This window comes from Nesterenkonia sp. DZ6 (assembly GCF_022565835.1).
Lineage (GTDB): Bacteria > Actinomycetota > Actinomycetes > Actinomycetales > Micrococcaceae > Nesterenkonia.
Window position 1 is genome coordinate 1,224,532 of sequence record NZ_JAJOYW010000001.1, and the last position, 19,426, is coordinate 1,243,957.

Here is a 19,426-nt window from a genome sequence, read left to right on the forward strand (position 1 = left end):
GGTCTCCCTCACTTCGTGGCGCCGCCACCTCATTGTGGCGGCGTTGGAGCGATCCTACCGGGCTGGGGGTTCGAGGAGGAGGGTCTCCCTCAGTCGCGCGGGTCTCCTCGTGTTCACTCGTGGTGTGAGAGGCCCGGCACCGAGATCTGATCCACCGGGACCGAGAAGCAGATGCCGTGAGACTCCCCGCGCTTGAAGAGGACCTGATGCAGGGAGTCCGTGATGGGCTGCACCTTTTCCTCCTGCACGACCATCATGAGCACCGACTGCGCGCCCGTGAAGCGGACCCCGAAGAACGTCTTGTGCGGATGAGCGCCCACGCCTCGGGCCGACAGTGCTGTCACGCCGGTGGCTCCGGCGTCCTCGACCAACGAGATGGCTCTCTCCTCCTGATCGTCCGGGATCACGACGAAGACGACTCGGTGCGGCATCAGGTCTCCTTGGGGGCGGTCGATGAGGATCTTCGAGCTTGCGCCGTGGCGGCGAATCTCACGACGCAAGCATAGGCGAGGACCGCGATGACCGGACCGACCGAGGCGAACGCGATGAGCCCGAAACCGTCCATGAGCATGTCCCTGCCGGGCGTCGCCGTAGCCAGGCCGATTCCCAGAGCGGTGATCAGCGGGACGGTGATCTCGCTGGTGGTGACTCCACCGAGGTCGAAGGAGAGCGGAACCAGGTCCTTCGGCGCCAGCAGCAGCAGGAGCAGCGCGAGCAGGTACAGCCCGATGATGATCGCCACGAATGACCCCCCGGTCAAGATCCGCAGCACGCCTACTCCGATGCCCACCGCGACGCCGCAGGCCACCAGGACCCTGAGCGTGTTCGCGCTCAGACGCTTCTCGGAGATCTCCTGTGCCTCCTCGCTGATGGCCATCAGCGCAGGCTCTGCCATGGTCGTGGCGAACCCGATCAGCACGCCGAAGGCGACGATGAGCAGGACCTGGTCCGTCTCGATGAGCTGCTCCGCCATCCGACTGCCCATCGGCAGGAGTCCGATCTGCAGCCCCACGATGAACCCGTAGAGGCCGAGGACGACCATCGCGAAGCCGACAGTGACCCCGATGGGATTTCCGAGTCTCCTGCGCAGCACCACGAACTGGAAGAACAGCACCACGGCGATCACCGGAAGCACGTCGCGAACAACGGTCATCAGGCCCACCAGCAGATCCAGCCACCATGCCGCTTCATCCGCTGAGTCAGTCGAGACGACGGCCGCGGCATCTCCGAACTGATAGACCACGATCCCGTAGAGCTGGACGCTGATCATCGGAACCATCACGCACAGGGCCACGAGACCGAATCCGTCTCCGAGGCGACTCCTGCCGGTGATAGAGGCAGCCATCCCGATGCCGATCGCCGCGATGAGCGGGACCGTGACGATGTTCGTGGTGACCCCACCGGAGTCGTAGGCCAGGCTGGCGACCTCCTCCGGTGAGATCAGGGTCAGCCCGATGACGACGGTGTAGCCGATGAGCAGGACTCTGTGCAGGGCCCAGCCCAGGAACACGCGCAGCGCGCCGATCACCATCACAAGCCCCACGCTCAGCGCGATCACGAATCGCAGCGTCATGCTGTTGATCCGGCCCTCGCTGACCAGCTCCGCCTGATCTGCGACCGAGATCAGCGCCGGCTCGGCAATGACCGCTGCGAACCCGATGAAGAAGCAGAAGGGAAGAAGCTTCCACAACGACGCCGTCTTCACCAGCTTGTTGGTGATCGACTTCCCGACCGGAAAGACGCTGCGCTCCAGTCCCTCGAGGAAGAGCGCGATCCCCGCGGCGACGATCAACAGCCCGATGAGGATGGAGCCGGCCCCCTCCGGGACCTGTCGGAAGACCGCGGCCTGGAAGAGGACGACGACCAGAAGGATGGGCAGAAGTGCCCTGAGCGCGTGGATGAACCGTCGTCGCAGCGAACCCAGCAGCTTCACATCAGATCCCTCCCGTGCAGCTGCTGCACCTCGACGTCGAAGAGTGGAGCTAAGGGGAGTCGAACCCCTGACCTCGTCGATGCGAACGACGCGCTCTACCAGCTGAGCTATAGCCCCGCGCCCTGCCGCCGCGCTGCAGACCAGACTTCTCCGGCCATCTGGACCCGCGGCGTCGGCCCTTACAGGATAATGGACATGAGACTCCGGCTGCTGAGGCTGCCGCCGCCGATCCCACGCCCTAGGGTCTCCACCCCAGCCCGTGGTAACGTCTCTGACCCTCCGTAGCACTTGCGCCAGCAGCGACACGAGCAGGTCTGAGCAGAACGGATCAACAATGTCCTCATCTCTCCCTGGACTCATCCACCAGGACTCGATTCTGCTGGATGCGGAAGCAGCCGACTGGAAATCCGCCGTGCGCCTAGCAGGTGGCCTCTTGGAACAGGCAGGCGTCGCGTCTGCTCAATACACCCAGGCGATGATCGACAACGTCGTCGACAACGGTCCCTATATCGTGATCGCACCCGGCTTCGCGTTCGCGCATGCCCGCCCCTCCGAGGCTGTCCAGCGCACCGGCATGTCCTGGGTGCGGCTGAAGGAGCCGGTCGACTTCGGAAGTGGGGACAACGACCCGGTCTCCTTGGTCGTGGCACTTGCTGCCGTAGATTCCAAGCACCACACGCATGCCCTGGCCGAGCTCAGTGGCGTCCTGGGCGATGAGGACACCCGGGCCGCGTTGGACGCCGCCCCGTCCCCCGCAGCCATCTCCGCCATCCTTCGAGGAGAAGACGAGCCCCCTAAGTCTGCAGGCCCGGCGACCCGGTCGTCGGGCGGGAACGAACAGCACCTGATTCTCACCGTCTGCGGCAACGGCCTCGGGACCTCGTTGTTCTTGAAGAACACTCTTGAAGGTGTTCTGGACACGTGGGGCTGGGGTCGGTATCTCAACGTTGAAGCCACCGACACCATCTCGGCTCGCGGACGGGCTTCAGAGGCGAAGGCGATTCTCACCTCCGGAGAGATCGCCAAGTCCCTCGGCGACGTCGGCATCCCGGTGAAGGTCATCGAGAATTTCACCAGCAAAGACGAGCTCGACGGCGCTTTGCGCGAAATCTACAACGTCTGAGGAACTCACATGGACTGGCTCGTCGCAATAGCCGAATTCCTCGTCAACGAGATCCTCTCCGTCCCGGCGTTCCTGATCGGCATCATCGTCGCCGTGGGACTGATCGCGCTCAAGAAACCCACCGGACAGATCATCGGTGGCGCGATGAAGGCGATACTCGGATTTCTGCTCATCGGTGCGGGAGCCGGGCTCGTCGTCGCATCTCTGGACCCGCTGGGGATCATGATCCAGGGGGCCACCGGCGCCCAGGGCGTCATCCCCACAAACGAAGCGATCGTCGGCATCGCCCAAGAGACCTATGGCGCCCAGGTGGCGTGGCTGATGATCCTGGGATTCGCCATCAGTCTGGTGCTGGCGCGCTTCACCCCGCTGAGCTACGTCTTCCTCACTGGCCACCACATCCTCTTCATGGCGACGCTGCTGACTATCGTGCTGGCCACTGCCGGGTACTCCGGGCCACTCACCGTAGGACTCGGCGGGGCTCTGCTGGGCATCCTGATGGTCTCTCTTCCGGCCTTCTCACAGCCCTTCACCCGCAAGATCACCGGCGATGACAGCATCGCCATGGGGCACTTCGGCACCGCTGGCTACATCGCGGCAGGAACCGTGGGTCGCCTGGTCGGCGGCAAGTCCAGTCGATCCACTGAAGACCTGAAACTGCCTGAAGGCCTGCGGTTCCTCCGAGACTCCATGGTCGCGACTGCTCTGTCTATGGTGATCATGTACGTCGTCGTGGCACTGATCTTCTTCGCCCGCGAAGGTGAAGCGGCTTACGAGGCATTCGACGGTGGAGCCGAGAATCTTGGCAACTTCATCATGCTCTCGGTGACGCAGGGGCTGCAGTTCGGCATTGCGGTAGCAGTGATACTTTTCGGTGTCCGCACCATCCTCGGAGAGATCGTCCCCGCGTTCCAGGGCATCGCAGCCAAGATCGTGCCGGGCGCCAAGCCGGCCCTCGATGCTCCAATCGTGTTCCCGTTCGCGCAGAACGCAGTGCTTATCGGTTTCCTCTCGAGCTTCACCGGTGGATTGGTGGGACTCGCGGCGCTGACCCTCTGGCTCAACCCGGCACTCGGACTGGCCCTGATCCTGCCGGGGTTGGTGCCGCACTTCTTCACCGGCGGCGCAGCCGGTGTATACGGCAACGCGACTGGTGGTCGGCGCGGAGCAATCGCAGGAGGCTTTGTCAATGGGCTCCTCATCACGTTCTTGCCCGCACTTCTGCTCCTGGTCCTTGGAGACTTTGGAAGTGCCAACACGACGTTTGGAGATACTGACTTCGGCTGGTTCGGGATTCTAGTCGGCTACGGAGCAGGCATCGGCTCTGTCGCCGGCATCGTGGTCGTCTCGGCCCTGGGCCTGGTGATTCTTGGTGCTGCGATCCTGGTGCAGCGTCGCGTCGTAGACCGGAACTGGGACCCATCGCCCAATCGGCCCGACCAGGGAGAACGGGCCTCGATCGACACTCCCGCAGCAGACGCCCACGGTCAGTATCCAAAGATTGCCCCACCCGAGGGCGCGCCCGCACCGCCTCCGCGAGGGTAGCTCTGCTGCGTGCCGTCCTCTGCAGGGCCAGGAGTCGCTCCAAGAGCGCTCGGCAGAACGAATGCTGCTGCGCCCACCACTCAGCGTCAGAACCGAACCTCCCCGCCACGCCGACCCGCGGGGTCACCGACTGCGGGATAATGGACACGTGACTTCCACTGCTGAGGCTGCGGCCTTCAATCCCACCCCGCCCTTCGGTCTGCTGCTCGACGTGGACGGGCCCATCGCCTCTCCGGTCAGCCGCACCGTCGCCATCGAGTCCATCGCCCGGGATCTCACGGCGATGGCCAACCAGGGCATCCCGGTCATCTTCAACACCGGACGATCCGACGACTTCATCGCCCGACAGGTGATCCCACCGATGCGCGCCGCCGGCCTGCTCCCCGACGCCCCGGTCTTCACCATCAGCGAGAAGGGTGCGGTGTGGGCCGAGGTCACCCCTGAGGGTCTCGGCGAGATCCACATCGACGAGGAGCTCAAGCTCACCACCGGCCTCTCCGACGATGTTCGGACCCTGGTCACCGAACGCTTCAGCGCGCACATGTTCTTCGATGAGACCAAGCGCGCCATGATCTCTGTGGAGCAGTCCACCGAGGTCGAGAACAAGGACTACCTCGAAGCGCAGAAGGAGTTCGACGCCGCGATCCCCGGCCTGCTGAGCAAGCACCAGCTGGAACATGTGCGGATCGACCCCACCATCATCTCCACCGACGTGGAGCACGAACGCGTGGGCAAGGACCTCGGCGCCGAGCGCTGCCTGAATCTGCTCAAGGCCCGCGGCATCACCGCGGAGACCTGGTTCACCATGGGTGACTCCCGCACCGACTACGCCATGGCCACCTGGCTGCACGAGCGCGGCCTGCCCGTCTCCCACGTGGACGTGCGTCCCGAGGACGGGATCCCCGAGACCGCATATGAGGTGCTCACCTCTTCCACCGGCGCGATCCATGACGAAGCGGGTGCTGAGTTCCTCAGCCGCTGGGCCGCAGACCCCGCCACCACCAAGGCCGGCCGCGGTGAGACGTCGTAGGTTCCAGCGGTGAAAGTGATGTCGTTGCGGAGCCGGTCAGCTGTCGAAGCGGTGCTGCCGGATCCAGGCGTGCATCGCGATCCCGGCCGCGGTGCCGGCATTGATCGACCGGGTGGAGCCGAACTGCGCGATGGACAGCGTGTCCAGCGCGGCCTCCCGCACCTCGTCGCTGAGCCCCGGACCCTCCTGGCCGAAGACCAGCACGCACCGCTTGGGCAGCTCATAGGTCTCAATCGGCATCGAGTCCGGGAACAGGTCGACGCCGAGCACCGGCAGTCCCTCCGACTCGGCCCAGGCCACGAAGTCCTCCACCGATGCGTGGTGGCGGACGTGCTGGTAGCGGTCGGTGACCATCGCGCCGCGGCGGTTCCAGCGGCGGCGCCCGATGATGTGGACCTCTTTGGCCATGAACGCGTTGGCGGTGCGCACCACGGTGCCGATGTTGAAATCGTGCTGCCAGTTCTCGATGGCCACGTGAAAGTCGTGCCGGCGGGAATCAAGGTCCGCGACTATCGCCTCATGGGACCAGTAGCGGTACTCGTCGACCACATTGCGGCGGTCGCCCGCGCGCAGCAGCTCTGGGTCGTAGTGCTCACCTGAGGGCCAGGGTCCCTCCCACGGGCCCAGGCCGATCTCACGTTCGGTGGGCTGCCCAGATTGATCCATGGATTCGAGGCTATCCCACCGGTGGGGTGTCAGGATTCGGTGGTCTGCGGGCGGGGGTCCGGGGCTCAACGTGCCGAGCAGAGTGTGCGTGGCGGGGCGTGCAGGATCAGTTCACGCGCGCCAGGAGGAACCCGTCCCAACCCTTGAGCCCCACGGTCTGCAGAGCGGTGGCGCTGAGCCGCTCATCGGCCTGGATCAGCTCCATCAAGGTGCGGATGCCTTGGATGTCCGGGTCGGCGCTGTCCTGCTCGAGCACCGCACCGGAGCGCACCACGTTGTCGATGACGATCACCGTGCCCGGGTGCGACAGCGTCAGCGAAGCTTCAAGGTAGTGCGGGGTGTTCGCCTTGTCGGCGTCGATGAACACCAGGTCGAAGGGGTGGGTTCCCTCATCGATCAGCGCGTGCGCGGATTCCAATGCGGGGCCGATGCGCAGCTGGATGCGCTCTGCGACGCCGGCGGCATGGAAGTTCCGCCGGGCCACCTGCGCTGCCGCCGGGTCGATGTCCAAGGTGACCACGGCGCCGTCGTCGTCCATGGCTCGGGCCATCCAGATGCTGGAATACCCGGCGAGGGTGCCGAACTCCAGGACGCGGGTGGCGCCGGTCATCTGCACCAGCAGCGCGAGGAAGGCGCCCATGTTCGCGGTGACATCGATCCCCGGGGTGGCGGTCTCCGCAGAGCTGAGCCGGGTGTCCGCGAGCGCCTGGTCCTCGTGCACCAGGTGATCGATCAGGTAGGCGTCGACGGCTGCGAAATCATCGTGTGCTGTGACCATGCCAGCACCCTAGGCCGGGAATGGTCTTGGGCACCAGGAGGCGTGTGTCCTGAGGAGGGGCGGGAGCGGGGATTATGCTCCTGCTATGCCTGATGCCGACTCCCTCGCATCCCCCGCCTCCCCGGTGCGGATCCGCGATGCAGAGCTGCCCGATCTGCCCGCGGTGGTGGAGATCCAGACCCACTACGCCCACCACACGGTCACCACCTTCAGCGAGGAGCCGCTGAGCCTGGCGGCTTGGGCTGAGAGCCTGGAGGAGAAGCGCGCGGCGAATCATCCGTTCCTCCTTGCGGAGCAGGCCGGGGTCGTTCTCGGGTTCGCCTACGCCGGGCACTGGCGGCGGAAATCCGCCTATGGGTACACCGTGGAGGACACGATCTATCTGCGTCCCGGGGCGGAGGGCCGTGGGGTCGGGCGGGCGCTGCTCACCGAGCTGCTGGCCCGGTGCGAGGCCGCCGGGCACCGGCAGGTGATCGCGGTGCTCACCGACGACGTCTCCACCCGCGCCTCCTACGCGCTGCACCTGAAACTCGGGTTCACCCAGGTGGGGCGGTTGGCCGATGTCGGGGTCAAGCGCGGGCAGACGCTGAGCACCGTGCTGATGCAGCGCTCACTGGGGAGCTAGGTCGGGGGCTGCTGCTGCGGGTGCAGACCCGGCGCGCATCGGCTCAGCCTCCCGCGAGCGCCGCGCGAACCTGCGTCACGGCCCGCTGGAACCCTTCCCGGGAGTCTTCTGCATTGAACCGCAGCACCCGCCAGCCCTCCGTGAGAAAGACGTTGTCGCGTCGCTGATCCGCGCGCTGCTGCTGCGGTGTGAAATGGGTGTCACCCTCGTATTGGATCGCGACCTTCAGGGCCGGGTAGCCCAGATCCGCGCGGGGAGACCAGCGAAATCCCGGCTGCGCGGGTACCTGCAGCTCAGGTTCAGGTAGTCCCGCCCGGATCAGCGCGAGTCGAAGCAGCGTCTCCTGCACGGAATCAGAGCCCACCCGAATCCAGGTCAGGGCCGTGAGGCAGCGTCGTCGTCCCGCTGCTCCAGGGGTTGCCTGGAGGAGGTCTCGCAGTTCATCGATGGTGGTGTGCGGGGTGGTTCGGGCGTCGAACCGCGGGTACGGGTGGCGCACGAGCAGGTCTCCCATGATGATCAGCTCCCGCACGCTGCAGACCCTGGCGACGTCGAGCCAGGTCCTCGCTGGGGTGCTGAGCCGGAGGCCCTCACGCGTGGTGATGTCCTGGGGCCGCAGCGATACCCGGTGTCCGCAGACACCCCGTCGGCGAGTCCAAAGGCCTGGTTCCAGTGGATGAGAGAGGTGCAGGCGCTGATCCGTCAAGGGCCCGCCGGGAAGCCATAGCCGATGGATCTGTGCGGCGCTCGAGTGGGAGATCCACGCGTCTGGGCGCTCGCGAAGGAGTGCGGCCGCTTTGAGCTGGAGCGTTTCCAGTGGGGTGCGTGCATCTGCGAGCGTCTGCACTGCGTAGACGCCTGCCCCGAGCGCCACCACGTCTTTGCGCCGCAGTCGCTCTCGCGGCACACCCTTGCGCAGGGCCTCGGCCGCGGTGAACGCCCCTCCGGTGAGCTCCTGCGGCAGCGGGTACATGGGGTCAGTGTGCCCAAAGTCCCCGAACAACCCTCTGGTTTTCCACACCGTCACATCTACTGGGCGATTTGAGGGAATTCTGCCTCCGTTTCGGCCCCCATTTCCCCTCATATTGCACAGTAGATGGCGGGCGGGAGGGGACACGGGTCGAAGAGGGCGATCCGTGATTCAGCCGCGGGACGCCTGCGCGGGGATGCTGGCCGCGATCGCACCCAGGCCGAGCACCGCCAGTCCCGCCAGGACGCCGAACATCGCCTCGTAGCTGCCCAGCCAGTCGGCCAGGATCGCGCCCACGAAGGGCGCGACCGCCACGGCGAGCATCATCGGCCCGTTGAGCACCCCTGAGAGGCGGCCGTAATCCCTGATCCCCCACCGGTCGGTGACCGCGGTGGCCTGAAGCAGCGTGACGATCCCGCGCGCGACGCCGGCCGCCATCGAGATCATGATCAACAGCACCGCGGCGGTGATGTTCCAGGCCAGAGCCGCCGTGGTGAGGGCGAGCAGCGCGTAGATGAGCACGCTGCGCTGCCGCACGCTGGTCCCGCGATCCAGCCGGGCATAGAAGATGCGGCCGATGACCTGCCCCACCCCACCGAGGCCGAGCACCCAGGCGGCCACCATCGGGGAGACCCCGCGCTCCACCAGCATCGGCACCAGGTTGATCAGCCCGGCATACATCGCCACCGCACCCAGTGCCATACCGGTCACCAGCAGGATGTAGGGGCGGCTGCGCATGATCGTGGCGGCGTAGTCCCGCGGAGATGGCTGGGGCGGGAGCTCCGCAGCGGTGGCGCTGACGGGGGCGGCGGCAGCGTCGGCGGCACCCGGGACGACGTCGGCGGACTCACCTGTCTGCTCCTTCGGCCAGGGCCGGCTCAGCACCACCGCGTGCACCGGGACCACCAGCACACCGAGCACCACCGCCAGCACCACGTAGGTCTCTCGCCAGCTCAGCTGGGTGGCCAGCGCCTCCGTGACCGGCGCGAACACCGTGCTCGCCAGGCCGCCGGCGAGGGTGACCATGGTCAGCGCGAAGATCCGCCGCCGTCCGTACCACCGGGTCAGCGCTGCGAAGGCGGGCGGGTAGAGCGTCCCGGACATCGCGACGCCGAGGAGAAGCCAGCCCAGCAGGAACACCCAGTACGACGGCGCGGCGGCCACTGCCAGCAGCCCCGGGACTGCGAGCGCCGCACCCATGGTCATGATCAGCCTGGGACCGCGTCGGTCCAGCACCCGTCCAAGTGGAATCCCGAGCAGTCCAGAGATCACCAGCGCTGCAGAGAAGGCCGCGGTCAGCGCCGTGGCGGACCAGCCGGTGTCAGCAGCGATGCGCGGCTGCAGCACCGGGAACGCGTAGAAGAGCCCCCCCCAGGAGGTGATCTGGGTGAGGCACAGCCCGAGGAGGACCGCCCGTTTGGAGGGGTGCACCTGATCAGTGTCGCGGACTGCGCCGGGCCGGGGTCAGCCCGGCTCAGTCCAGTCCGAGGTCGTTCTTGGAGTACGCGAACAGGTAGGGCACGCCGGCCGTGGCTTCGATGTGCTCCTTGGCGCCGGTGTCGCGATCGACGATCACCGCCACCGCCTGCACGATCCCGCCGGCGCCACGCACGGCCTCGACGGCGGTCAGCGCGGAGCCTCCGGTGGTGGAGGTGTCTTCCAGGACGACGACCTTCTTTCCGTCCACGCTGGGGCCCTCGACCTGGCGGCCCATGCCGTGGGACTTCTGCGCCTTGCGCACCACGAAGGCGTCCGTGGCGGTACCGTCCTGCGCGGCAGCGTGCATCACGGCGGTGCCCACCGGGTCCGCGCCCATGGTCAGCCCGCCCGCGGCGACGTAGTCGATGCCAGCTTCGGCGAGAAGCATCCGGATGACCCGCCCGACCAGCGGGGCGGCCTCATGCTGGAGGGTGATCCGACGCAGGTCGATGTAATAATCGGCTTCCTTGCCTGAAGACAGAGTGACCTTGCCGCGCACCACGGCGAGCTCGCTGATGAGTTCTTGGAGGCGCTGGCGATCGGCGGCATGGTCGGCGGGCTGCGGGGTTCCGGCGGCGGTCTCAGTCATGTGACCATCCTAGCTATGGGCCCGGCTGCGGCTCGGCCTCCTTGGGATTCGGTCGAGCCCCGCCGCCCGGTCCGGCCGGGCCGCCCGGTCCGCTCTCCTGGCCGGTGGTGACCTGGCGCTGGGCCTCGGTGATCCGCTCCACGAACCACGAGGCGATCGTGGCGGTGATCGAACCGATGAGCGCGATGCCGGCGATCATGAGGCCTATCGCGATGAGCCTCCCCAGACCGGTGACTGGATAGTAGTCGCCGTAGCCGACCGAGCTGATGGTGACGAAGGCCCACCAGAGCGCATCTGAGAAGCTGGTGATGTTGGCGCCCTCGGCGTTCTGCTCCGCATCGAGGACTCCCAGCGCGGCCACCAGCACCAACATCCCCGAGACGCCGGCGACGTAGACCGACACCTTTCCGCGCAGCGCAGAGCCCATCGTCCGATGCATCACCGCGACCACCTTGACCAGACGGAGCAGCTGAAGCGGACGGAGGAAGGGGAGCGCCGCCATCGCGAGTTCATGCAGGTGGGTGACGAACCAGCGTCCTCGATTCCGCACCAGCACCAGGCTGATCACGTAGTGCAGAGCGAAGACGACCCAGACTCCGATGAGGAAGATCGGCGGCCAGGAGACATCGGTGGGCCTGGTGTTCGCGAGCACCAGATAGGCATACACGACGAGGAAGGCCAGCGCCACGATCGCCATCGGCAGCTCCGTGGCCTTGTCCCAGCGTTGATAACGGGCCCCGAAGTCAGCCTTGGACCGCTCCCGTCTTCCCAGGACCACGGGTTCGGATGCCTCTTCTGGTGCCATCAGAGTGTTCCCCCTTCGCCCTGCGGGGTGGTGTCGCCTCAGCGTACCGAGCCGCCCATCTCGACAGCCATGCCTCGCGCACCCGGGAAGGTCCTTCTACGGTCTTCTCGAAGCCGCCAGGCCGGAGGGTCCCGGGCCGGAGGGTTCCGGGCCGGAGGGTCCCGGGCCGGAGGGTCCCGGGCCGGAGGGTGCCGGGCCGGAGGGTTCAGCGCCGGAGGGTTGCGCACGACTCGCCGCCCCGCCGGCCTCCGCCTCGGCGTCGGTCTCCTGCTGCGCCTGCGCCCCGGTGCAGCGGACACACAGGCTCCAGTGACCTGACCGAAACCTGCTCCTGAGTAGACTCGGATCATGCGTGAGCTACAGACAGACATTGTGGAAGAGATGGGCGTCAAGCCCGAGATCGATCCCGCAGAGGAGGTCAGCCGGCGCGTGGACTTCCTGGTGGAATACGCCAAGACCGCGAAGGCCAAGGGCTTCGTGCTGGGCATCTCCGGCGGAGTGGATTCCTCGCTGGCGGGCAAGCTCTGCCAGCTCGCGGTGGTGAAGCTGCGCGAGGAAGGCCACGAGGCCGAGTTCCACGCGGTGCGGCTGCCCCACGGTGTTCAGCACGACGCCGACGACGCCGATGCCGCCCTGGACTTCATCGCCCCAGACCAGACACACACCTTCAACATCGAGAAGGCCGTGACCGGAGTGAACGCCGCTTTCGACGAGGCCCTGGGCCGCCCCATGCAGGATTATCACCGCGGCAATGTGAAGGCCCGGCTGCGGATGACCGTGCAGTACGCCATCGGCGGCGAGAACAACCTGCTGGTCGCCGGCACCGATCACGGGTCCGAATCCATCACCGGCTTCTTCACGAAGTACGGCGACGGCGGCGCAGATGTGCTGCCGCTCTTCACCTTGAACAAGCGCCAGGTCCGGCAGCTGCTGAAGCACCTCGGCGCCTCCGAGATGCTCTGGTCCAAGGCGCCTACCGCGGATCTGCTCGATGACAAGCCCGGTCAGCTCGATGAGACCGAGCTCGGGATCAGCTACGACCACATCGATGACTACCTCGAGGGTCGTGCGATCCCGGACAGCGAGGCCGCGGTCCTCGAAGAGCACTACCTGCGCACCCGGCACAAGCGCACCGTCCCGGTGTCCATCCAGGATGACTGGTGGCGCCACGGCTGAGCACCTCGCAGGGAGCATCAGTGCGCCGCTGGTAGTTTTGGGCCATGCGGATTGCGACATGGAATGTGAACTCGATGCGAGCGCGAGCCGACCGGGTCGAGGCCTGGCTGGATCGATCAGAGGTGGACGTCCTGGCGATCCAGGAGACCAAGTGCAAGGACGAGAACTTCCCCTGGGAGCTCTTCGAGGCCAACGGCTACGACGTCGCCCACTTCGGACTCAGCCAGTGGAACGGCGTCGCCATCGCCTCCCGGGTCGGCATGAAGGACGTGGAGCGGACCTTCCAGGACCAGCCGGTCTTCGGCAAGGGCGGCAAGGACCCGATCCAGGAAGCCCGCGCCATCGCCGCCACCTGTGGCGGAGTGCGCATCTGGAGCCTCTACGTGCCCAACGGGCGCTCCCTAGAGGACGAGCACATGAGCTATAAGCTGGCCTGGCTGCGACAGCTCAACGAGCACGCCGAGTCCTGGCTGGGCGAGGACCCCAAGGCCCAGATCGCGCTGATGGGCGACTTCAACATCGCCCCGCAGGACGAGGATGTCTGGGACATCGACTTCTTCCGCGAGCAGGGCCTGACCCACGTCTCCGCCCCCGAGCGCGAGGCGTTCCAGGGGTTCCTGGACAGCGGCTACACCGAGGTCGTGCGGCCGCACACCCCAGGCCCCGGGGTCTACACCTACTGGGACTACACCAAGCTGCGCTTCCCGAAGAAGGAAGGCATGCGCATCGACTTCGTGCTCGGCTCACCCGCCCTGACCGAGCGTGTCACCTCTGCCTCGATCGACCGCGAGGAGCGCAAGGGCAAGGGCGCCTCCGACCACGCCCCCGTGGTGGTCGAGCTGAACTGACGCGGTACCGCTAGACCTGCTTGGACGACGACGGCGCCTGATCCCCCACGTGGAGGATCGGGCGCAGAGACCTTGAGCCGGCGATCATCATCTACGCAGGTCAGCCTGGTATCTCGGGTTGCTCAACAGCCTTCGCATCACGCCGCCATCGGCCATGAAACACGAGGCTGGCGTCAGCCATGCTTCAGGACGGCGAGTACGACCTCGACCGTCCATCTTCGCCGTCTGAATCTCGGTCAGCTTCGAAGGTTGATCTGCGGATCCGTTCCTCAAGGCCTGGAGGTGGGGCCTCCTCCTGCCAGGTCACGTTCGCCGCATCAAGACGAGCGGCCGTTGCGCGAAGCTCCGCGAGCTCCACGTCGATCGACGGGTCTGCCGCCCGGGCCTGGTCGAACTCCTGCCACTCAGCGTCACTGAGATCGCCCGTCAGCGCCCCGGCGATGAGCTCCTCCCGCCGCGAAGGAATCTCCCCCATCGTGAGCATTCCCCCCCAGTGCCATCCGCAGTGATCTGAGCCCGTAGTACATCCGCGTCCGTAAGGTCGCGACCGGAACCCCCGTCTGTTCCGAAAGCTCTTGATAGCCTACGCCGTCCAGTTGAACAGCGGCAATGACCTCCCGGTGCTCGAAGGTGAGGGTGGCCAGGGACTCATACAGGACGAGCCGCTCCACGATGAGCAGGTCTTCCGTCACCGGCTCGCTCGCCCATTCGATCTTCTCCGCGTCCGAGGGCGCCGGGCGCCGGGCGCGCGCCCGGAGGCAGTCGATGACGAGGTTCCGCACGATGGCGAACAGCCAGGTCCGCACCGAGCCGCGCGAGCTGCTGTATCGCTCTCGGTTCCGCCAGGCTCGGATGAACGCTTCCTGCACGCAGTCCTCCGCCTCGGCTCGATCACCCAGCGCGTTGAGGGCGAAGGAGAAGAGGGCTCCTCCGTGTTCGGCAAAGGCTTCCCGTACATCGAAGGGCTTGTCATCCTCGGGGTCCATCGAAGACACCCCCTCGCGAGCCAGGGCTCGGGAATACGGATGAGCTGCCATCGAATGAAAAGGTCCGCGTGATCAGCTGGCGACGTCCAGATGGAGGTGCGATGCTCACGCCTGACTCAAACACCCTCACCAGCGCCGAAGGCCGCTGTACCAGAGGGGTCAGCGAGGGCGAATCAGGCTCACGAGGGGGCTGCGCCGTGGTGGAAACCATCTTCCCAGCGGTGCTGCGTGGAACGGTTGGGGAGATAGGCATAAGAACTCACCTTCCTGGTCCCCGAGCGCGTCCGGTGCAAGGAAGTGACCCGGGGACGGTCCTTAAGTACTGAAGCCTCTAGCAGAATAGCCGGGGAGTCCTGGTTTCCACAAGATGTGGTTGAACTCACATTGTCGGCAGAGCGTCTCGTGCGCCCCGCCTGCTCCCCTGCCCCCCCCTGCGCCGCGGGTGAGGAGCTTGATTGCCCTTCTACAGAACGCTGGCATTCGCATCACATCGGCGTTCCGGACGCGATCCGCACATGAACCGGGACGCGCGCCCTGAGCAACAAGTCACTGTCGAGCTGCACCCTTCGCCGCGCGCTGTGACCCAAGACGTCGTCAGCCCTGTTCACCAATTTGACCCTGTGTGCACGACCTCCCCCTGCATCCATGTGCGCAGTCTTTTTGAAACTTCATTGAACGTTGCGACGGATGCTCCCGTATCCCTATTCACAACCGTTCCGCCATACGGACCGGAAACCATCGGTCGCGCCCTGATACCGAAGAGACGCTGACATTTCCATCCGAAAAGGTGATTCATGGTTCTATACGAAGGCTCGCCGAAGGCCCTCCCCTCGCTGGCCCCGGACCTTGCACTCAAGACTTCCTCAGTCCCAGTCCGCCGAGAAGAGACACCCCATGAGGTCTTGGCACTGACCGCTCCGGCAGGCTCCTCCAAGTACAGAGGCAATTTCGCGCCGTCGACCGCCGTGTACTCCGGCGGGACTGTGCCCGCTCCGCGCACCCTGTTGGACATCTTCTTCCACACCGTGGACAACTATCCCGATGCAATCGCAATCGACGACGGTGTCGTCGCGCTGACCTACATGGATCTCCTGGGCCGCATCGAATCGGTGGCGCTGACCATGAGGGAATCCGGCATCGGCACGGGTGACCGCGTAGGCATCCGGGTGCCGTCAGGAACTGCGGACCTCTACATCGCCATTCTTGCGGCCCTCATCCGCGGCGCCGCCTACGTTCCGGTGGACCACGACGAACCGGAGGATCGCGCCAGGCTGGTGTGGACAGAGGCCGACGTCACCGCCGTGGTGGAATCTGGACTGAATGTTCACCTCAGGCCCGAGTCACCCCCGCGTGGAGCGGATCGTCCTCCCACCGGTGATGACGATGCCTGGATCATCTTCACCTCCGGCTCCACCGGCAAGCCCAAGGGCGTCGCCATCTCGCACCGCTCGGCGGCGGCGTTCGTGGATGCCGAGGCCTCTGTGTACTGGGTCGATTCACCGCTTGGACCCGGGGATCGAGTACTGGGAGGCCTTTCCGTCAGCTTCGACGCCTCCTGCGAGGAGATGTGGCTGGCCTGGCGCTACGGAGCCTGCCTGGTGCCTGCACCACGCGACGTCGTCCGCTCCGGCGAAGACCTCGGTCCCTGGCTGACTGAACGCGGCATCACTGTCGTGTCGACCGTTCCGACGCTGGCTGCGCTGTGGCCGGCGAAGTTCCTGAAAGACATCCGACTTCTGATCTTTGGAGGCGAGGCCTGCCCTCCGGAACTTGTGGCCCGCCTGGCCACCTCCGGCCGGGAGGTCTGGAACACCTACGGCCCAACCGAGGCCACCGTGGTCTCCACCGCCGCTCTGGTCAACGAGTCCATGCCGGTGCGCATCGGCCTCCCCCTTCCGGGCTGGCAGCTGGCCGTGGTGGATGCCGAGGATCAGCCTGTCGCCTGGGGCGAAGTCGGAGAACTGGTGATCAGCGGGGTCGGGCTGGGACGCTACCTGGACCCGCAGAAGGATGCCGAGAAGTACGCTCCGATGACGACGCTCGGCTGGCCTCGGGCCTACCGCAGCGGCGATCTGGTCCGAGCCGAGATCGAGGGGCTGATGTTCGTGGGCAGGTCTGATGATCAGGTCAAGCTTGCAGGTCAGCGTGTTGAGCTGGGCGAGGTTGATGAGGCCCTCAGTCACCTGCCGAACGTTGCCGCGGGTGCCAGCGCGGTGCAGAGCAGCCCGGACGGCAATGGCATCCTCGCGGGATACCTTGTGCCGGCAGCGGGCCGAACCATCGACCTTGTCGAGGCCCGCGCCCAGCTCAGCGAGCAGCTGCCAGGGCGGCTCATCCCCGCACTCGCGGTGATCGATGAACTGCCGGTGAAGACCTCCGGCAAGGTCGATCGCAAGGCGCTGCCCTGGCCCCTGCCCGCCGACCCGAGCGCAGCAGCCGCAGCCACCGCGCTGCACACCGACTTCGTCTGGCTGGCAGAGAAGTGGACCAGCCTGCTGGGACCGGTCCCGCTGAGCGCGGACAGCGACTTCTTCGCCATGGGCGGATCGAGCCTGACCGCAGCACAGCTCGTCTCGACGCTGCGCAAGCGCTACCCGGACGTCTCTATCGCTGACCTCTACGCTCATCCCACACTTTCCGCGATGTCCTCACACCTTCGACAGCTGGATCCGGCAAGCGCCGTGGAACGCACGACTCGTCCCACGCCACGATGGACCGGCTTCCTGCAGATGCCGCTGATCGCGGGCCTCTACAGCATCACTGGCCTTCGCTACGTGACCGGCATCGCGATCGTCTGCCTGGTGCTCTTCCAGATCGGTGAAACACCCTGGGTCCCGAACCCGCCGCTGGTGCCGACACTGATCGCCTGGCTGGTCCTGTTCAGCCTGCCCGCCAGGGCGGTGGCCGCGATCGGCTCTGCCCGCTTGCTGCTTTTCAAGGTCAGACCGGGCATCTACCCGCGAGGCGGGCAGATACACGTCCGTCTCTGGGCCGCGGAACGGATCATGACCTTCTGCCAGTTGGACGGGCTGATGGGGACTCCTTTCGCCCCGGCACTTGCCCGCGCCATGGGTTCCGGGGTCGGCAAGGACGTCCACCTGGACGCGCTCCCGCCGGTCACCGGCCTCGCCGCGATTGAGTCCGGCGCCTCCATCGAACACGACGTCGACCTTGCCGGCCACTGGCTGGAGGGCGACGAGCTGCACATCGGCGTGGTCCGAATCGGCCAGGACGCCCGCGTGGGCACCAGGTCGACCCTGCTCGGCGGGGCAGTGATCGGTGACAACGCAGAGATCGCCCCCGCCAGCGTGGTCACCGGCATGGTCCCGGCGAATGAGCACTGGGCGGGTTCCCCGCTGGAACTGGTCGGCGTCTCCGGACAGGACTGGCCGGACACTGAGGAGGCCAAGGAGCACCGCTCCCGCGGCATCGATCTGCTGTACCCGCTCGGGCTCGTCCTGCTGGGGCTGCTGGGGCTGCTGGCATCTCTGCCCGGAGCGGCACTCATGCTCTACCTGATCTCAGACTACGAAGCACTGGTCCCTGCGCTGTGGACGCTCGCCGCCTGGACACCGGTGTTCATCATCATCTCGGTGATTGCATACCTCGGCCTGCTGGCGGGTTCCGTCCGGCTGATGGGCCGACTGATGCCTCGCGGCACCTATTCGGTGCACAGTGTTCCCGCGTGGGCCGCCTGGATGTCCGGTCAGCTGATGTCGAAATCGCTGACCAACATGTATCCGCTCTACAGCAGCATGCTCACCCCCGTCTGGCTTCGCCTGCTCGGTGCCCACGTGGGGAAGGACGTCGAGGCGGCCACCGTTGAGGCCATCCCACATCTGACCAGCGTCGGTGACAAGTCCTTCCTGGCCGACCATTCGCTGGCCTCCTCCAAGTACGTTCGTCGCGGCTGGCTGAAACTCGAAAGCGGCAGCGTCGGCCAGAAGGCCTTCCTGGGCAATTCGGCGATCCTCGGTCCGAACCAGAGAATGCCCTCCAACTCACTCGTCGCCGTGCTGTCTTCGGCACCGAAGGACATGCCGCTGAACTCCCTGTGGCTGGGCAACCCTCCGATCGAGCTGCCGCGAGCCGTGGAGGAGGTCGACACATCATTGACCTTCAATCCGCCCCGCAGGCTCAAGGTCGCCCGGGCAACGATCGAACTGTGCCGCATATTGCCGATGTTCATCACCGCTTGGCTGGCGCTGGTCACGGTCTGGGTGCTCGCGATGGTGTACACCAACTACGGATTCGGGCTCGCAGTGCTGCTCTCCGGGCCCGTGCTGCTGGCAAGCGGGATCGTCGCCGCGCTGATCGCGGTGACCGCCAAGTGGCTGCTCGTCGGTCGATTCAAAGCATCCGAACGCCCGTTGTGGAGCTCGTTCGTCTGGCGCAACGAGCTGGCCGACTGCTTCTCCGAAGCCCTCGCCGTGCCGGGGCTGATCCGAATGAGCCTGGGCACTCCGCTGCTGAACCTCTGGCTGCGCGCCATGGGAGCGCGAATCGGTCGAGGAGTCTGGTGCGAAACCTGGTGGCTGCCCGAGTTCGATCTGATCCAGCTCGACAAAGGCGCATCGGTCAATCGCGGGACCGTCCTGCAGACACACCTCTTCCATGACCGCATCATGCGGCTGGATCGGGTCCGTCTCGAGGAGGGCTCCTCGCTCGGGGCGAACAGCATCGTGCTCCCCGGCAGCTCCCTGGGGGCGCATGCGATCGTCGGCGCCGGCTCACTGGTGATGCGTTCGGAGAGCATCCCTGCATCAACCACGTGGAACGGCAACCCCATTCGGCGGACCCACGACGCTGCAGACACCCGAAAGTCTTTCGAAACCGCCGAAACGCTCCGTTGAGACGGCACAAGGTTGAGAAC

The 19,426-nt window shown here is 66.1% G+C and carries 16 protein-coding genes and 1 tRNA gene; 7 read left to right on the top strand and 10 right to left on the bottom strand.

Annotated features, from left to right (window positions below; genetic code table 11):
* Positions 1 to 113: 113 nt before the first annotated feature.
* From LTH93_RS05470 to LTH93_RS05480, 3 genes are all read right to left on the bottom strand, one after another.
* Positions 114 to 431 carry a P-II family nitrogen regulator gene (locus LTH93_RS05470; protein WP_241463596.1) on the bottom strand — a complete coding sequence of 106 codons (318 nt, stop codon included), beginning with the start codon at positions 429 to 431 and terminating at the stop codon, positions 114 to 116.
* Entirely contained in the window at positions 431 to 1,933 is a 1,503-nt protein-coding gene (locus LTH93_RS05475; RefSeq protein ID WP_241470316.1) for a DUF1538 family protein, read from the bottom strand. Before LTH93_RS05475 ends, LTH93_RS05470 begins: the two co-directional genes overlap by 1 nt.
* A gap of 44 nt (positions 1,934 to 1,977) precedes the next feature.
* Positions 1,978 to 2,050 (bottom strand) — tRNA-Ala (locus tag LTH93_RS05480).
* Positions 2,051 to 2,267: 217 nt separating this feature from the next.
* On the opposite strand from LTH93_RS05480, the gene LTH93_RS05485 reads away from it, so the two are divergent.
* From LTH93_RS05485 to LTH93_RS05495, 3 genes are all read left to right on the top strand, one after another.
* A complete protein-coding gene (locus LTH93_RS05485; protein WP_241470317.1) occupies positions 2,268 to 3,056 on the top strand; it encodes a PTS sugar transporter subunit IIA in 789 nt (262 codons plus the stop codon).
* A gap of 9 nt (positions 3,057 to 3,065) precedes the next feature.
* The gene (locus LTH93_RS05490) at positions 3,066 to 4,601 is read left to right on the top strand and encodes a PTS ascorbate transporter subunit IIC (RefSeq protein WP_241470318.1); all 1,536 of its coding nucleotides are present in this window, start codon (positions 3,066 to 3,068) and stop codon (positions 4,599 to 4,601) included.
* Between the two features lie 148 nt (positions 4,602 to 4,749).
* Positions 4,750 to 5,631, top strand: a complete 882-nt coding sequence (locus LTH93_RS05495) for a hypothetical protein (protein WP_241470319.1) — start codon at positions 4,750 to 4,752, stop codon at positions 5,629 to 5,631.
* Positions 5,632 to 5,667: 36 nt separating this feature from the next.
* On the opposite strand, the gene LTH93_RS05500 is transcribed toward LTH93_RS05495, so the two are convergent.
* Positions 5,668 to 6,297, bottom strand: coding sequence for a TrmH family RNA methyltransferase (locus LTH93_RS05500; protein ID WP_241470320.1), 630 nt, complete (start codon positions 6,295 to 6,297; stop codon positions 5,668 to 5,670).
* A gap of 106 nt (positions 6,298 to 6,403) precedes the next feature.
* The gene (locus LTH93_RS05505) at positions 6,404 to 7,075 is read right to left on the bottom strand and encodes an O-methyltransferase (protein WP_241470321.1); all 672 of its coding nucleotides are present in this window, start codon (positions 7,073 to 7,075) and stop codon (positions 6,404 to 6,406) included.
* A gap of 85 nt (positions 7,076 to 7,160) precedes the next feature.
* Here LTH93_RS05505 and LTH93_RS05510 point away from each other — a divergent pair, with 85 nt between their 5' ends.
* Positions 7,161 to 7,700 carry a GNAT family N-acetyltransferase gene (locus LTH93_RS05510; RefSeq protein WP_241470322.1) on the top strand — a complete coding sequence of 180 codons (540 nt, stop codon included), beginning with the start codon at positions 7,161 to 7,163 and terminating at the stop codon, positions 7,698 to 7,700.
* 43 nt (positions 7,701 to 7,743) lie between these two features.
* Here the strand turns inward: LTH93_RS05510 and LTH93_RS05515 are convergent, their stop codons facing one another.
* From LTH93_RS05515 to LTH93_RS05530, 4 genes are all read right to left on the bottom strand, one after another.
* A complete protein-coding gene (locus tag LTH93_RS05515) occupies positions 7,744 to 8,673 on the bottom strand; it encodes an endonuclease domain-containing protein (protein ID WP_241463588.1) in 930 nt (309 codons plus the stop codon).
* Between the two features lie 168 nt (positions 8,674 to 8,841).
* Complete coding sequence (locus LTH93_RS05520) at positions 8,842 to 10,101, bottom strand: MFS transporter (RefSeq protein WP_241470323.1); 1,260 nt, start codon at positions 10,099 to 10,101, stop codon at positions 8,842 to 8,844.
* Positions 10,102 to 10,144: 43 nt separating this feature from the next.
* Positions 10,145 to 10,738 carry an orotate phosphoribosyltransferase gene (gene pyrE, locus LTH93_RS05525; RefSeq protein ID WP_241463586.1) on the bottom strand — a complete coding sequence of 198 codons (594 nt, stop codon included), beginning with the start codon at positions 10,736 to 10,738 and terminating at the stop codon, positions 10,145 to 10,147.
* Positions 10,739 to 10,751: 13 nt separating this feature from the next.
* Positions 10,752 to 11,543, bottom strand: coding sequence for a potassium channel family protein (locus LTH93_RS05530; RefSeq protein WP_241463585.1), 792 nt, complete (start codon positions 11,541 to 11,543; stop codon positions 10,752 to 10,754).
* A gap of 348 nt (positions 11,544 to 11,891) precedes the next feature.
* On the opposite strand from LTH93_RS05530, the gene nadE reads away from it, so the two are divergent.
* Both nadE and LTH93_RS05540 read left to right on the top strand, forming a co-directional pair.
* Positions 11,892 to 12,719: an ammonia-dependent NAD(+) synthetase gene (nadE, locus tag LTH93_RS05535; RefSeq protein ID WP_241463584.1), complete on the top strand. Its 828-nt coding sequence runs from the start codon at positions 11,892 to 11,894 to the stop codon at positions 12,717 to 12,719.
* A 44-nt stretch (positions 12,720 to 12,763) separates the two neighbouring features.
* A complete protein-coding gene (locus LTH93_RS05540; protein ID WP_241463583.1) occupies positions 12,764 to 13,567 on the top strand; it encodes an exodeoxyribonuclease III in 804 nt (267 codons plus the stop codon).
* A gap of 410 nt (positions 13,568 to 13,977) precedes the next feature.
* Here LTH93_RS05540 and LTH93_RS05545 read toward each other — a convergent pair whose 3' ends face one another.
* Complete coding sequence (locus LTH93_RS05545) at positions 13,978 to 14,604, bottom strand: sigma-70 family RNA polymerase sigma factor (RefSeq protein WP_241470324.1); 627 nt, start codon at positions 14,602 to 14,604, stop codon at positions 13,978 to 13,980.
* A 743-nt stretch (positions 14,605 to 15,347) separates the two neighbouring features.
* Between LTH93_RS05545 and LTH93_RS05550 the strand changes: the two genes are divergently transcribed.
* The gene (locus LTH93_RS05550) at positions 15,348 to 19,406 is read left to right on the top strand and encodes a Pls/PosA family non-ribosomal peptide synthetase (RefSeq protein WP_241470325.1); all 4,059 of its coding nucleotides are present in this window, start codon (positions 15,348 to 15,350) and stop codon (positions 19,404 to 19,406) included.
* Positions 19,407 to 19,426 lie beyond the last annotated feature (20 nt).

Coding starts and splice junctions, on each gene's coding strand:
- nadE (WP_241463584.1), top strand. CDS start 11,892: ATGCGTGAGCTACAGACAGACATTGTGGAAGAGATGGGCGTCAAGCCC.
- LTH93_RS05500 (WP_241470320.1), bottom strand. CDS start 6,297: ATGGATCAATCTGGGCAGCCCACCGAACGTGAGATCGGCCTGGGCCCG.
- LTH93_RS05505 (WP_241470321.1), bottom strand. CDS start 7,075: ATGGTCACAGCACACGATGATTTCGCAGCCGTCGACGCCTACCTGATC.
- LTH93_RS05550 (WP_241470325.1), top strand. CDS start 15,348: ATGGTTCTATACGAAGGCTCGCCGAAGGCCCTCCCCTCGCTGGCCCCG.
- pyrE (WP_241463586.1), bottom strand. CDS start 10,738: ATGACTGAGACCGCCGCCGGAACCCCGCAGCCCGCCGACCATGCCGCC.
- LTH93_RS05490 (WP_241470318.1), top strand. CDS start 3,066: ATGGACTGGCTCGTCGCAATAGCCGAATTCCTCGTCAACGAGATCCTC.
- LTH93_RS05545 (WP_241470324.1), bottom strand. CDS start 14,604: ATGGCAGCTCATCCGTATTCCCGAGCCCTGGCTCGCGAGGGGGTGTCT.
- LTH93_RS05470 (WP_241463596.1), bottom strand. CDS start 431: ATGCCGCACCGAGTCGTCTTCGTCGTGATCCCGGACGATCAGGAGGAG.
- LTH93_RS05485 (WP_241470317.1), top strand. CDS start 2,268: ATGTCCTCATCTCTCCCTGGACTCATCCACCAGGACTCGATTCTGCTG.
- LTH93_RS05530 (WP_241463585.1), bottom strand. CDS start 11,543: ATGGCACCAGAAGAGGCATCCGAACCCGTGGTCCTGGGAAGACGGGAG.
- LTH93_RS05510 (WP_241470322.1), top strand. CDS start 7,161: ATGCCTGATGCCGACTCCCTCGCATCCCCCGCCTCCCCGGTGCGGATC.
- LTH93_RS05540 (WP_241463583.1), top strand. CDS start 12,764: ATGCGGATTGCGACATGGAATGTGAACTCGATGCGAGCGCGAGCCGAC.
- LTH93_RS05515 (WP_241463588.1), bottom strand. CDS start 8,673: ATGTACCCGCTGCCGCAGGAGCTCACCGGAGGGGCGTTCACCGCGGCC.